At 66.3% G+C, this 12,205-nt stretch carries 16 protein-coding genes; 6 read left to right on the top strand and 10 right to left on the bottom strand.

Features of this window, described 5'->3' with window-relative positions:
- A partial coding sequence (locus tag N5C88_RS29920; protein WP_280016798.1) for a helix-turn-helix transcriptional regulator occupies positions 1-744 on the bottom strand: 744 nt, incomplete at its 3' end.
- A 174-nt stretch (positions 745-918) separates the two neighbouring features.
- Between N5C88_RS29920 and N5C88_RS29915 the strand changes: the two genes are divergently transcribed.
- Together N5C88_RS29915 and N5C88_RS29910 are read left to right on the top strand one after the other, a co-directional pair.
- Positions 919-1,731, top strand: a complete 813-nt coding sequence (locus N5C88_RS29915) for a sulfite exporter TauE/SafE family protein (RefSeq protein WP_280016797.1) — start codon at positions 919-921, stop codon at positions 1,729-1,731.
- 209 nt (positions 1,732-1,940) lie between these two features.
- Positions 1,941-2,354, top strand: a complete 414-nt coding sequence (locus tag N5C88_RS29910) for a DUF4168 domain-containing protein (RefSeq protein WP_059372506.1) — start codon at positions 1,941-1,943, stop codon at positions 2,352-2,354.
- Positions 2,355-2,390: 36 nt separating this feature from the next.
- Here the strand turns inward: N5C88_RS29910 and N5C88_RS29905 are convergent, their stop codons facing one another.
- Positions 2,391-2,825: a helix-turn-helix domain-containing protein gene (locus N5C88_RS29905; protein ID WP_280016796.1), complete on the bottom strand. Its 435-nt coding sequence runs from the start codon at positions 2,823-2,825 to the stop codon at positions 2,391-2,393.
- 80 nt (positions 2,826-2,905) lie between these two features.
- Here N5C88_RS29905 and N5C88_RS29900 point away from each other — a divergent pair, with 80 nt between their 5' ends.
- A complete protein-coding gene (locus N5C88_RS29900) occupies positions 2,906-3,400 on the top strand; it encodes a DUF2938 domain-containing protein (protein ID WP_280016795.1) in 495 nt (164 codons plus the stop codon).
- Positions 3,401-3,493: 93 nt separating this feature from the next.
- Complete coding sequence (locus N5C88_RS29895; protein WP_280016794.1) at positions 3,494-4,192, top strand: glutathione S-transferase family protein; 699 nt, start codon at positions 3,494-3,496, stop codon at positions 4,190-4,192.
- 24 nt (positions 4,193-4,216) lie between these two features.
- Here N5C88_RS29895 and N5C88_RS29890 read toward each other — a convergent pair whose 3' ends face one another.
- The 6 genes from N5C88_RS29890 to N5C88_RS29865 all read right to left on the bottom strand — a co-directional run bounded on the left by N5C88_RS29890 (position 4,217) and on the right by N5C88_RS29865 (position 10,169).
- Complete coding sequence (locus N5C88_RS29890; RefSeq protein WP_042794334.1) at positions 4,217-4,978, bottom strand: ABC transporter permease; 762 nt, start codon at positions 4,976-4,978, stop codon at positions 4,217-4,219.
- On the bottom strand, positions 4,975-5,898 hold the full coding sequence (locus N5C88_RS29885; protein ID WP_059372488.1) for an ABC transporter ATP-binding protein: 924 nt from the start codon (positions 5,896-5,898) through the stop codon (positions 4,975-4,977). The genes N5C88_RS29890 and N5C88_RS29885 overlap by 4 nt, the downstream gene beginning before the upstream one ends.
- Positions 5,899-6,002: 104 nt before the next feature.
- Entirely contained in the window at positions 6,003-6,932 is a 930-nt protein-coding gene (locus N5C88_RS29880) for a dihydrodipicolinate synthase family protein (protein WP_059372486.1), read from the bottom strand.
- Between the two features lie 2 nt (positions 6,933-6,934).
- Positions 6,935-8,107: an L-rhamnonate dehydratase gene (locus tag N5C88_RS29875; protein ID WP_118932506.1), complete on the bottom strand. Its 1,173-nt coding sequence runs from the start codon at positions 8,105-8,107 to the stop codon at positions 6,935-6,937.
- A 45-nt stretch (positions 8,108-8,152) separates the two neighbouring features.
- On the bottom strand, positions 8,153-9,187 hold the full coding sequence (locus tag N5C88_RS29870) for a 4-hydroxythreonine-4-phosphate dehydrogenase PdxA (RefSeq protein WP_118932507.1): 1,035 nt from the start codon (positions 9,185-9,187) through the stop codon (positions 8,153-8,155).
- A gap of 7 nt (positions 9,188-9,194) precedes the next feature.
- Positions 9,195-10,169: a tripartite tricarboxylate transporter substrate binding protein gene (locus tag N5C88_RS29865; protein WP_059372475.1), complete on the bottom strand. Its 975-nt coding sequence runs from the start codon at positions 10,167-10,169 to the stop codon at positions 9,195-9,197.
- A gap of 127 nt (positions 10,170-10,296) precedes the next feature.
- Between N5C88_RS29865 and N5C88_RS29860 the strand changes: the two genes are divergently transcribed.
- Together N5C88_RS29860 and N5C88_RS29855 are read left to right on the top strand one after the other, a co-directional pair.
- Positions 10,297-11,229 carry a LysR family transcriptional regulator gene (locus tag N5C88_RS29860; RefSeq protein WP_280016793.1) on the top strand — a complete coding sequence of 311 codons (933 nt, stop codon included), beginning with the start codon at positions 10,297-10,299 and terminating at the stop codon, positions 11,227-11,229.
- 109 nt (positions 11,230-11,338) lie between these two features.
- Positions 11,339-11,680 (top strand): zinc ribbon domain-containing protein YjdM, encoded by a 342-nt coding sequence (locus tag N5C88_RS29855; RefSeq protein WP_059372471.1) that lies wholly within the window; start codon positions 11,339-11,341, stop codon positions 11,678-11,680.
- Positions 11,681-11,727: 47 nt separating this feature from the next.
- Here the strand turns inward: N5C88_RS29855 and N5C88_RS29850 are convergent, their stop codons facing one another.
- Both N5C88_RS29850 and N5C88_RS29845 read right to left on the bottom strand, forming a co-directional pair.
- Positions 11,728-11,964, bottom strand: coding sequence for a hypothetical protein (locus tag N5C88_RS29850; RefSeq protein ID WP_059372469.1), 237 nt, complete (start codon positions 11,962-11,964; stop codon positions 11,728-11,730).
- A gap of 15 nt (positions 11,965-11,979) precedes the next feature.
- Positions 11,980-12,189, bottom strand: a complete 210-nt coding sequence (locus tag N5C88_RS29845; RefSeq protein WP_059372466.1) for a FixH family protein — start codon at positions 12,187-12,189, stop codon at positions 11,980-11,982.
- Positions 12,190-12,205 lie beyond the last annotated feature (16 nt).

The raw sequence follows: 12,205 nt of genomic DNA, 5'->3' as shown, positions 1-12,205 counted from the left end.
GGGCGGGCGGCCCAGCACCCGCCGGAACATCGTGGAGAAGGCCGCCGGGCTCTGGTAGCCGAAATCCAGCGCAATGGCGGTCACCGACTCGCCCGAGGCCAACCGGGCCAAGGCCAGCACCACGCAGGCGCGCTGCCGCCATTCCGAAAACGCCATGCCCGTCTGCTGTCGGAAATGGCGGCTGAAGGTGCGCGGGCTCATGTGCAGGCGCTCGGCCCAGGCCTGCGGCGCGGCGCGCGCGTCAGGCGCCGCGATGAAGGCCTTGCACAAGGGCGCCAGGCGCCTGTCGCGTGGCAGCGGGATATGCAGCGGCAGCACCGGCGCGCGCTCGACCTCATGCAGCAGCAGGGCCGCCAGCGCGCCGTCACGCCCCGCCAGATCGTAGGCGGGAGGCATGTCGACCGCGTCCAGCAATAGCTGCCTCAGCAACGGCGACACCTCGATCACTTCGCAGGCCTCGCGGTCCGCGCGCGCCGAACCCGGCTCGATGTAGGCGCTGCGCGTGCTGACGTCCAGCATTCGGACCTGATGCGTCACGCCGGCCGGGATCCATACCGCGCGCTGCGGCGGCACCACCCAGTTGCCGTCGCGCGTGACCACGTGCATGACGCCGGTTGCGCCATACAACAGTTGCGCGCGGCGATGCGCGTGGGCCGGCAGCAGCCGGCCAGGCGGATAGTCGTTGCCGATGGCGACGACGGCGCGGTCCAGATGGTCGTAGCGGTCGATGTGGGTATTGCGCATAGTCTGGGACGCGTAGTCTGTCTGGGGCGCATGGCCTGGGACTCATGGCCTGTTGATGGCGCCTGCCCGGCGGCAGGTCGATTGGCCGAAACTCGAACATTATTGTCTCATCCTCGAAAGCGGGCCACCTTCGGCCGCCGTATCGTGGCGTTTTCCCCCTGGAAGGACGCAGCAATGCTTTATCTGGTTCTGGCCCTGTTCGGCTGCTTGAGCGGCGTGACGACCGTGCTGTTCGGCTTTGGCGGAGGCTTTGTGGTGGTGCCCGTGCTGTATGCGGTGTTGACGGCGGCGCACGGCGCGCACGACGCCATCGGCCTGGCGGCCATGCACATCGCGGTGGCCACGTCCACCTGCGTCATGATCGTGAATTCGGTGGCGGCCACGCGCAAGCACCAGCGCGCCGGCAACATCCTGCGGGCCTATGTCTGGCCGCTGGCCGGCTTCATCGCCGCAGGCGCGGCGCTGGGCGCGCTCGCCGCCACGCGCGCCAGCGGCGACTTCGTGCGCTACGCCTTCATCGCCTATCTGGGCGTGACCATCCTGGATTGCCTGCTGCGCCAGGGTTTCATGGCCCAGGAGGACGCGCATCCCCGGCCTCTGGACCGCGGCGTCCTGGTCGGCGGCGGCGTGATCATCGGCGCGGTGGCGGCCTTCCTGGGCGTGGGCGGCAGCGTCATGACGGTGCCGCTGCTGCGCCGCCGCGGCCTGCCCATGGCCAAGGCGGCGGCCATGGCCAATCCGCTGACGCTGCCGGTGGCGGTGGTGGGAACACTGGCCTACATGGCTGCGGCCGGCGGCCTGGCCGACCCGCTGGCGCCCTGGATCGTGGGCTATGTGGACCTGCTGGCCTTCGCCGCGCTGGCGCTGGGGTCGCTGGCCGGCATCCGGCTGGCCGCGCCGCTGATCCCGCGCATCCCGGACCACCTGCACGCCCGCGTCTACGTGCTGCTGCTGGCGCTGGTGCTGCTGAGCATGCTGATCGTATAGACCCGTCCCGCATAAATTTAAGGAAACATCGCGGCCAGCAGCGACTACGAAACCGCGCAAAACGTTTCGGCCGCGCCCCGGGGAGCTCCCTCCCGGGGCGCGCGCGCATCCCGTGGCCTGCCGAAACAGGAAAACACATCGCGAAACTTGCCCCCGCACCGTCCGGGTCGTCATCATGGCCCGACATTCAACCGGAACAAGGAGGTTTCATGCAGCGTTCCACTTATGCATTCCTGTCCGCCGCCCTGCTGGCGACGGCGCTGTCCGGTGCTCCCGCCCTTGCGCAGCAAGCCAGCCAGGCGCAAGGCCAGGCCCAGGCTCAACCGCGCATGGCGCCCCCGCCCGCGATCCAGCCGACCGACCAGCAATTGCAGCGTTTCGCTTCGGCATCGCAGAAGATTTCCGGCGTCGTCGACGAGTACCGCCCCAAGGTCGACGCCGCCAAGACGGATGCCGCCAAGCAGAAGGTCGTCGAGGAAGCCGACGCCAAGATGGTGAAACTGGTGCAGGCCGACGGTCTGAGCGTCGACGAATTCAACGGCATAGGCCAGGCCATACAGCAGGACCCCCAGCTCAAGCAACGCCTGATGAGCATGAGCAAGGGCGCCCCCGCCGCGAAGTAAGGCTCTCCGAGAGCCAGCCCTGGCGCCATCCGCCCATTACGGGTGGATGGCGTTTTTTTGCTTGCCGGCCGCCGCCCTGTTCTGCTTCAACCGTCCTGCGGCGCCCTTCAACAGCCGCTGGAAAGTCGGGCATTGCGCATGGTTGGCGGCGGGACATACCGCGGCATGGCGCAGGCCCTGGCTCATCGCCCGCAGGCGCTTGATGGTCGCATCGATGCTGTCGGCCTTGTCCAGCAACAACTGCCTGTCCACCCGCAACGCGCCGTCGGGCGAGAGCATGGCCTGGATCTCGTCCAGCGACAGGCCACCGGCCTGCCCCAGCGCGATCAGCGCCAATTGATCCAGCACGCCAGGCGCGAAACGCCGGCGTTCGCCGGCGGCGCTGACCGCCTTGATCAAGCCCTTGTTTTCATAGAAGCGCAGCGTGGAGGCCGGCAGGCCCGTGCGCCGGGCGACTTCCGAAATATCCATGGCGCCCTCCTTGACTTGAAGTTGACTTCAACTTCTATCATGCCTGCAAACAATGCGGTCAGCAATGCAAGGAACAAGACATGGAATCGATGGAAGTGGCGGCAAAAGTGGTTTTGGTCGGTATCGGCGCGACGATCGTGATGGACGTGTGGGGCATGCTCCAGAAGGCCTTGGGCATGCCCACACTGGGCTATGCGCTGGTCGGCCGGTGGGCCGGCCACCTGTGCCGGGGCACGCTTGCCCACGCCAATATCGGCCGGGCCGAGCCCGTCGCGGGCGAATCGGCGCTGGGATGGACGATCCACTACGCCGTGGGTCTCGTCTTCGCCGCGCTGCTGGTCGGCATCGAGGGCGCGGCATGGCTGCGCGATCCCACATGGCTGCCCGCCCTGGCCGTGGGCGTCGCGACCGTCGTGATGCCGTTTTTCGTCATGCAGCCCGCCATGGGCGCGGGGATCGCCGCGTCCCGCACGCCCACGCCCTGGAAGAACCGCCTGCGCAGCCTGGCGACGCATGCGGTGTTCGGCTGCGGCCTGTATCTGTCGGCGGCGGCGCTCAGGCAGGTGTGGAACTGACCGCGGCGCAAGGCGCCCGCCCGCCGTCTGTCCTGCGCAACCGGTTATCCTGTTCCGGTTTCCCTCACCGACACGTAGAAGGAGCGCAGTATCTTGACCCCGGATCTCACTCTCTATGACCTGGCTGGCGCCGATGCGTCGCTGCGCTTCAGCCCGCATTGCTGGAAGACCCGCATGGCCCTGGCCCACAAGGGCCTGACCGCGACGACCGTGCCGTGGCGCTTGACGGAAAAGGAAGCCATAGACTTTTCCGGCCAGAAACTGGTGCCGGTGCTGGTGCATGGCGAACATGTCGTCAGCGATTCCTGGCAGATCGCCTGCTACCTGGAAGACACCTTCCCCGAGCGGCCCTCGTTGTTCGGCGGCGCCAGCGGCCGCGCGCTGAGCCTGTTCGTGAATTCATGGTCGGACACGACCCTGGTGCCGACGCTGGCGCGGTTGCTGCTGCCCAGCATCCACGGCCTGATCCACGAAAAGGACCGGGACTATTTCCGCGCCACGCGGGAGAAGCGCTTCGGCAGGCTGGAAGACCTGCCGGCGGGCTATGAAGACCAGATCGCCGCGCTGCGCGCGGCGCTGCTGCCCTTGCGGCAGATGCTGGGCAAGCAGCCCTATCTGGCAGGCGCTCAGCCGGCCTATGCCGACTATGCGGTGTTCGGCATGTTCATGTGGGCGCGCTGCACCAGCACGCTGGAACTGCTGGCCCAGGACGATCCGGTCCACGCCTGGCGCGAGCGCCTGCTCGACGCGCATGACGGCCTGGCCCGCCGCGCGCCGGCGGCGCAAGCCTGAGCCGCCGCGCCCGGTCTGTCTGCGCTAGGTCTTCAGCCGGTAACCGGTCTTGAAGATCCAGCGCACCCCAATCAGGCAGGCCAGCAGGAACACCAGCGTCATGCCCACGCTGACGCCGACGCTGACGTCCGCCACGCCATAGAAGGCCCAGCGAAAGCCGCTGACCAGATACACCACCGGGTTGAACAGCGTGGCGGTCTGCCAGAACGGCGGCAGCATCTTGATGGAATAGAAAGTGCCGCCCAGGAAGGTCAGCGGCGTGATGATCATCAGCGGGATGATCTGCAGCTTTTCGAAGCCGTCGGCCCAGATGCCGATGATGAAGCCGAACAGGCTGAAGGTCACGGCCGTCAGCACCAGGAAGCCCAGCATCCAGAACGGATGCGCGACCTCGAACGACACGAACAGCCGCGCCGTGGCCAACATGATGAGCCCCAGGATGATGGACTTGCTGGCTGCGGCGCCCACATAGCCCATGACGATCTCCACATAGGAGATGGGCGCCGAGTGGATTTCGTAGATGGTGCCCGAGAAGCGCGGCATGTAGATGCCGAAGGACGCGTTGGCGATGCTTTGCGTCAGCAGCGACAGCATGATCATGCCAGGCACGATGAAGGCGCCGTAGCTCACGCCGTCGATCTCGACCATGTGCGAACCGATGGCTGAACCGAACACCACGAAATACAGCGAGGTGGAGATCACGGGCGACAGCACGCTCTGCATCAGCGTGCGCCACGCGCGGGCCATTTCAAACAGGTAGATAGCGCGGATGGCGTAGAAGTTCATGATTGACCGTGCACCAGGCTGACAAAGATATCCTCGAGAGAGCTTTCCGACGAATTCAGGTCGGTGAATTCGATCTCCAGGCGCGACAGTTCATGCAGCAGCCGGGAGATTTCCCCGCCGCCCTGGTTGTCGTAGGTGTAGACCAGCTTGTGCCCGTTGTCGGACAGGTCCAGCTGGAAGGCGTCCAGCGCCGTCGGGATGCCCGGCAGCGGCGCCTTCAGGGTCAGCGCCAGCTGGCGCTTGCCCAGCTTGGCCATCAGCGCGTGCTTCTCTTCGACCAGGATGATCTCGCCCTTGCGGATAACGCCGATGCGGTCGGCCATTTCCTGGGCTTCCTCGATGTAGTGCGTGGTGAGGATGATGGTGACGCCGCTTTCGCGCAGCCGCCGCACCATTTCCCACATGCCGCGCCGCAGCTCCACGTCCACGCCGGCGGTGGGCTCGTCCAGGAACAGGATCGCGGGTTCGTGCGACAACGCCTTGGCGATCATGACGCGCCGCTTCATGCCGCCCGACAGCGCCATGATGCGGCTGTCCTTCTTGTCCCACAGGGACAGGTCGCGCAGCACCTTCTCGACGTAGGCGTGGTCGGTGGGCTTGCCGAACAGGCCGCGGCTGAAGTTGACGGTGTTCCAGACGCTTTCGAACGCGTCGGTGGAAATTTCCTGCGGCACCAGGCCGATCTTGGCGCGGGCCGCGCGGAACTCCGTGACGATGTCGTGGCCATCGGCCAGCACGCGGCCGGCGGTGGGATTGACGATGCCGCAGATGATGCTGATCAGCGTGGTCTTGCCCGCGCCGTTGGGCCCGAGCAGGGCGAAGATCTCGCCGCGCCGGATGTCCAGGTTCACGCTCTTGAGCGCCTGGAATCCGGATGCGTACCGTTTGGATAGATCCTGAACTGAAATGACCGGCTGCACACGCGCCCCCGACTGGATGGATAGCCAGGGATTTTAACCGTCACGCGCGACAGGCTTGTTCGCCGTGACGGAACAGTGTGTTTGGCGGGCTGATCAATCCCTGCTCAACGCCCCCAGCGCAGGACCAGCGGATCCAGGCGGCTCGCGGTCTCCAGCAGGCCCTGCCGGACCTCCGCGCGCATGGCCGGCCACGGGTGCCGCGGCGCATCGCAGGCGATCACGCCGCCGGCCTTCATCAAGGCCTTGGCCGTGAGGATGCCGCCCTGCCGGTTCTCGTAATTGATCAGGGGCAGCCAGCGCTCGTACAGGCGGTAGGCCTCGTCGCGCTTGCCCGCGCGGTGGGCCTCGATGATGGGCCGCAGGCCATCGGCGAAACCACCGCCGGTCATGGAGCCGGTGGCGCCGGCATCCAGGTCGGGCAGCAGCGTGATGGCTTCCTCGCCGTCCCAGGGGCCTTCCACGGCATCCCCGCCCAGCGCGATCAGGTCGCGCAGCTTGGAGGCCGCGCCCGCGGTCTCGATCTTGAAGTAGGCGACGTGCTCGATCTCGCGCGCCATCCGCGCCAGCGCCGCGGCCGACAACGGCGTGCCGGCGACCGGCGCGTCCTGGATCATGATGGGGATGTCCACCGCGTCCGACACGCGCTGGAAGAATCCCGTCACCTGTTCCTCGGACACGCGGATCGTCGCGCCATGGTAAGGCGGCATGATCATCAGCATCGCGGCGCCCTGCTCCTGCGCGCGACGGCTGCGCGCGGCGCAGACCTGGGTGCTGAAGTGCGTGGTGGTCACGATCACCGGCACGCGGCCGGCGACGTGCTCCAGGATGGTCCGCGTCAGGACTTCGCGCTCGTCGTCAGACAACACGAACTGCTCGGAAAAATTGGCCAGGATGCAAAGCCCGTCGACGCCCGAGTCGATCATGAAATCCACGGCCCGCTTCTGGCTGGGAAGGTCCAGCTCGCCGGATTCGGTGAAGGTGGTGGGCACGACCGGGAAGATGCCGCGATAGCGCGGGTTCTGGTAGGTAGCCATGGTTATTCGATGATGTTGAAGTCTTTGAGGTATTCGGTCTTCAGCGTCAGGCCCAGCCCCGGCTTGTCGTCGTCCAGGTCGATGAAGCCTTCCTTGGCCACCGGCTCGCCATCGAAGATGTAATAGAACAGTTCGTTGCCGACCTCCACGTCGAACATGGGGAAGTACTCGCTCATGGGCGAGGCCAGCGTGCTCATGGTCAGGTGGTAGTTGTGCATCTGGCCGGCATGCGGCACCACCGGCACGCTGTAGGCCTCGCACAGCGCGTTGATCTTGTGCGCCGCCGTGATGCCGCCGACGCGGTTGGTGTCGTACTGCACCACCGACACCGCCTTGCGGTCCAGCAGCTGCTTGAAGCCGTAGAGCGAGAATTCGTGTTCGCCGCCGGAGATCGGGATCGAGGTGAGCTGGTTCAGTTCCGCATAGCCGTCGATGTCGTCGGCGATGACGGGTTCCTCCAGCCAGCGCGGCTCGAACTTCTCCAGCTTGGGCAGGATGCGCTTGGCGTACTCAAGATTCCAGCCCATGTAGCACTCCAGCATCAGGTCGGTGTCGTAGCCGATCACCTCGCGCACCGCCTCCACCGACTTCAGGTTCTCCGACACGCCTTTCTGCAGGTGCGCCGGGCCATAGCCGAAGCGCATCTTGAAAGCGGTGAAGCCCTGGTCCAGATAGGTCTGGGCCTCTTCCTGCATGGCCTTCAGGTCGGTGCGATAGAGCTTGGAGTAATAGACCGGGATCTTTTCCTTGGTGCGGCCGCCCAGCAGCTTGAAGACCGGCTTGTTCACCGACTTGCCCAGGATGTCCCAGATGGCCAGGTCCACCGCCGAGATCGCCGCCATGGTCACGCCCTTGCGGCCCCAGGCATGGGTGGACCGATACATGCGCTGCCACAGGTATTCGTAGTCCCAGGGATCCTGCCCGATCACCAGCGGGGCCAGGTACTGGTCGATGATGGCCTTGGCCACGCGCGGCGCCAGCGCCACGTTGCCCAGGCCCACGATGCCGTCGTCCGTCTCCACCTCGACCACGGTCCAGCCATGGAAGCGGAAGGTGCTCATGGTTTCCTGCTTGGAATACAGCAGGTCCATGGCGTTGGAGCAGAAATTGCCCTGCGGCGGCACGGTCTTGCCGGTCCACTCGTAGACGCGGGCGCGGACGGATTTGATCTTCATGAGGAGTTCCTGCTTGGAATAAGGGTATGGAATGAAAGCGGCGGATCAGCCGGCCTGCGTCCGCGCGGCGCGGTGCGACAGGCCCATGCGGCAGGCGATGAGAAAGGCCTGCCAGGTGGCGTCCAGGTTGGCGCGGCCGAGGCCTGCGATGTCGTACGCCGTGCCGTGGGCCGGCGTGGTGATGGGGATGGGCAGGCCGCCCTGCACCGTCACGCCGCGCGAGAAGCCCAGCAGCTTGATCGCGATCTGGCCCTGGTCGTGGTACATGGTGACGATGGCCTGGAACTCGCCGGCCTGGGCCTTCAGGAAGATGGTGTCGGCGGGGAACGGCCCCTGCACCGGCAGCCCCTCTTCATTCAGTTGCCGCACGGCCGGCGCGATGATGTCCACCTCTTCGCGGCCGCAGGTGCCGCCGTCGCCGCCATGCGGGTTGAAGGCCGCCACCGCCACGCGCGGCTCGGCAATGCCGTTGGCCTGCAGCGAACGGTAGATCAGTCGGGTGGCGTCCTTGATGCCGTCGATGCTGAGCGCCGCCGCCGCGTCCTTCAGCGGGATATGCGAGGACACGCGCGAGGTCCACAGGTCGCCCAGGGTGTTGAACTCGCAGAAGTAGCCGGTCACGCCCAGGTACTGCGCAAAATGGTGCAACTCGTCGTCATGCCCCAGGCCGCCCAGCTTCATGGCGTACTTGTTCAAGGGCGCGAAACAGATGGCGTCGACGTGGCCGTCGCGCGCCGCGTCCATGCAGGCGTTGAGCACCCGCAGCACCGACGCGCCGCCCGCGGCCTCGGCCTGACCCACATGCACCTGGCCGGGTTTGATGGTGTCCACCCCCAGCCAGGCGGGCGCGCCGGTGTCCGGCCGGCCGCGCACCGCCTCGATGCTGTCCACGGGCTGGGTGGCGACCTGCACGCCCGCCACCCGCTGGCCTTCGCGCCACAGCCACTCGTCGCCCACCAGCACGATGTTCGCCTGCTGCGTGGCTTCTGGCCTGGCCAGCAGGCGGGCGATCAGTTCGGCGCCGATGCCGGCGGGGTCGCCCAGGGTCAGGGCAATGACGGGTTTCTGCTGCGTACTCATGTCTGGGTCATTCCACGGAAATGTTGTTCTTCTTGATGACGCCGGCGTAGCGCTGGTTCTCGCTCTTGTGGAACTGCGCGAACTGCTCCTGGCTCATCGGGTTGATATCGGCGCCGATCGCCTGCAGGCGGGTCTGCGTGTCGGGCAGGGCCAGGATGCCGTTGACGGCGTCATGGATGCGCTTCTGATTGGCGGCGGGCGTGGCGCTGGGCATGTAGATGCCGTACCAGGCGCTCATTTCCACGCCCGGCACGCCGGCCTCGGCCATGGTCGGCACGTCGGGCAGCTGGGCGTTGCGCTTGGCGCTCAGCACGGCCAACGCGCGCACCTTGCCGCTCTTGATATGGGGGATCACGGAAGACGCGGTCTCGAACGCGATCTGCACCTGCCCGCCCATCAGGTCCACCAGCGCCGGGCCGCTGCCGCGGTACGGGATGTGGATCATCTGCACGCCGGTGGCGTCCTTGAACAGCTCGGCGGCGATGTGCTGGGTGCTGCCGGAACCGCTGCTGGCGAAGTTGTAGGTGCCGGGCTTGCTCTTGAGCAAGGCGATCAATTCCTGCACCGACTTGGCCGGCACGTCGTTGTTGACCACCAGGATGTTGGGCACGGCGCCCACGAACACCACCGGCGTCAGGTCGCGGTCGTTGTCATAGCCCAGCTTCAGCAGGTGCGGCGCGATGGCATGGGCGGTCGACACCCCCATCACCATGGTGTGGCCGTCCGTGGACTTGGCCGCCAGGTCGGCCGCCAGCGTGTTCGACGCGCCCGGCTTGTTCTCGACCACCACGGTCTGCTTGAGCAAGGGCCCCAGCTTGTCCGCCACGGCGCGCGCCATGGCGTCGGTGCCGCCGCCCGGCGCGGATCCCACCAGCAGGCGCAGGGGCTTGTTGGGCCAGTCGGCGGTCTGCGCCTGGACGGGCGCCAGGGCCGACAGGCACAAGGCGCCAGCCGCCATCGCGGCCAATAGCCGAGTCTTCATGGTTGTCTCCTTGGTTGATGTTTTTTTGCCCTTGCGGGGGCAATCTTTTGTGGGTCCATCTTAGAAAGAAGTGCTGTTTCCGTAAAATGAAACTTTTGCACCAATCGTTCACCTGAGGCGATCAATCATGGAACGCGCGATCCACGTCCCTGCCCTGCTGGCCCGGCTGCGCATGCGGCAGATCGTCCTGCTGCTGGCGATCGAGGAGCGCGGCACGCTGCGCGCCGCCGCCAACCAGCTCAACATGACCCAGTCCGCGGCCAGCAAGATGCTGCATGAACTGGAACTGGCCATCGGCCAGCCGCTGTACGGACGGGTCGGCCGGGGCCTTGCGCTGACCGCGGCGGGCGAATGCGTGATGGGGTACTTCCGGGGCATGCGCGGCACGGTCTCGTCGCTGGCGCGCGAACTGGAGGAGCTGCGCCTGGGCAGCGCGGGCAAGCTGTTCATCGGCAGCATCATGGCGGCTTCGCCCGGCCACCTGACCGACGCCCTGCTACGCCTGAAAGAGACTTACCCGCTGCTCGCGGTGGAGATTTCCACCGGCACCAGCGACCTGCTGATGGGCCGCATGAACGAAGGCAAGCTGGACGTGGTGATCGGCCGCATGCTGACGCCGTCGGACAGCCAGTACGTGTTCCGCCCCATCGGCGATGAAGCTCTGTCCGTGATCGCGGCGGTGGACCATCCGCTGGCCGGCCGCAAGCGCGTGAGCTTCGAGGCCATGCTGGCGTATCCCTGGGTATTGCAGCCGCATGGCAGTCCGATGCGCGACGTCATCGAACAGGAGTTCCGCTCGCACGATGCCGCCACGCCCAAGGGCCTGATCGAATCGGCCTCCATCCTGACCACGACCAACCTGGCGATGAAGTCCACGATGCTGGGCGTGATTCCGGAATCGGTGGCCAGCCGCTATGCGGCGCATGGTCTCCTGGCGATACTGCCCTACCAGATCCGGCAGAGCCTGACGGCCTTCGGCAGCATCGTGCCGCGCGACCGGCCGCTGAGCGCCGCGGCTCGGCATTTCGTGGGCTTGCTGCACGGCGACGCAGCGGCTTGAGAGCGCGCAATGCAAAGGGGGAAAACGCCCGCGGCGCAGGAGAAAACAGCATGCGGCGCAGTACAATCGCGTGTTGCGCATCGCGCGTTTTTTACACTGAGGTCCACACGTGAGCGCACTGCCCGCCTGTCCCAAATGCCAGTCCGAATACACCTATGAAGACGGCGCCCTGTACGTCTGCCCGGAATGCGCGCATGAATGGCCGGCGCAGGCCGCGGAATCTGCCGATGAAGCCGCCCGCGTCTACCGCGATTCGGCCGGCAATGTGCTGCAGGACGGCGACACCGTCACCGTCATCAAGGACCTGAAACTCAAGGGTTCCGGTGGCGTGGTCAAGATGGGCACCAAGGTCAAGGGCATCCGCCTGGTCGATGGCGACCACGACATCGATTGCAAGATCGACGGCTTCGGGGCGATGAGCCTGAAGTCGGAGTTTGTGAAGAAGGTATAAGCCGCCGCTTGCGACGGCCCCGGGGCTGCGGCAGCGCCGCGCCCTGGCTACAGGTCCTCGGGCTCCTCGGCCTTGGGCATCAGGTACGCGGTCAGCGTGCTGGACAGCCCCGCCATCACCCACAGCACGAAGAAAGCCACCGTGTAGAAGCCGGTGCGCCCGGTGGGCACATGCCCGAAGATCGCCACGTCCAGGGGATCGATCAGGGCGAAGATCAGCGCGCTCCCCGCCGCGGCCGCCATGAAGGACGGCCACAGGATCCACATCAACGATCGCAAGCCCATCTGTGTTCTCCCCGGTTACGGATTGGCGCTGGGCGCCGCCTGCTCGATGACCAGGCCGCGCTTGACCACGCCCTCCTGGATCGGCTGGTTGCTGAAATTGGTGAAAGCGAAATAGATCGTGACGAAGCAGCCTATCATGGCCGCGAACGGGCCGGCCATCAGGATCCAGGGCCAGGGCTCGCGGTACCAGGGCTTGGCGGTCTTGGCGGGTTGGGCGGCGGTCATGGGCTTGTCCTTTTCA

It is taken from the genome of Achromobacter sp. GD03932 (genome assembly GCF_029839485.1).
In the GTDB taxonomy this organism is placed as follows: domain Bacteria; phylum Pseudomonadota; class Gammaproteobacteria; order Burkholderiales; family Burkholderiaceae_B; genus Achromobacter; species Achromobacter bronchisepticus_A.
Note: the sequence above shows the minus strand (reverse complement) of the source record. Positions and strands in the feature narration are given on the sequence as shown.

Bases quoted from the DNA above. Each gene is read 5' to 3' on its own strand.
- N5C88_RS29915 (WP_280016797.1), top strand. From the start codon at position 919: ATGCTTTATCTGGTTCTGGCCCTGTTCGGCTGCTTGAGCGGCGTGACG.
- N5C88_RS29910 (WP_059372506.1), top strand. From the start codon at position 1,941: ATGCAGCGTTCCACTTATGCATTCCTGTCCGCCGCCCTGCTGGCGACG.
- N5C88_RS29905 (WP_280016796.1), bottom strand. From the start codon at position 2,825: ATGGATATTTCGGAAGTCGCCCGGCGCACGGGCCTGCCGGCCTCCACG.
- N5C88_RS29900 (WP_280016795.1), top strand. From the start codon at position 2,906: ATGGAATCGATGGAAGTGGCGGCAAAAGTGGTTTTGGTCGGTATCGGC.
- N5C88_RS29890 (WP_042794334.1), bottom strand. From the start codon at position 4,978: ATGAACTTCTACGCCATCCGCGCTATCTACCTGTTTGAAATGGCCCGC.
- N5C88_RS29880 (WP_059372486.1), bottom strand. From the start codon at position 6,932: ATGGCTACCTACCAGAACCCGCGCTATCGCGGCATCTTCCCGGTCGTG.
- N5C88_RS29875 (WP_118932506.1), bottom strand. From the start codon at position 8,107: ATGAAGATCAAATCCGTCCGCGCCCGCGTCTACGAGTGGACCGGCAAG.
- N5C88_RS29870 (WP_118932507.1), bottom strand. From the start codon at position 9,187: ATGAGTACGCAGCAGAAACCCGTCATTGCCCTGACCCTGGGCGACCCC.
- N5C88_RS29865 (WP_059372475.1), bottom strand. From the start codon at position 10,169: ATGAAGACTCGGCTATTGGCCGCGATGGCGGCTGGCGCCTTGTGCCTG.
- N5C88_RS29860 (WP_280016793.1), top strand. From the start codon at position 10,297: ATGGAACGCGCGATCCACGTCCCTGCCCTGCTGGCCCGGCTGCGCATG.
- N5C88_RS29850 (WP_059372469.1), bottom strand. From the start codon at position 11,964: ATGGGCTTGCGATCGTTGATGTGGATCCTGTGGCCGTCCTTCATGGCG.
- N5C88_RS29845 (WP_059372466.1), bottom strand. From the start codon at position 12,189: ATGACCGCCGCCCAACCCGCCAAGACCGCCAAGCCCTGGTACCGCGAG.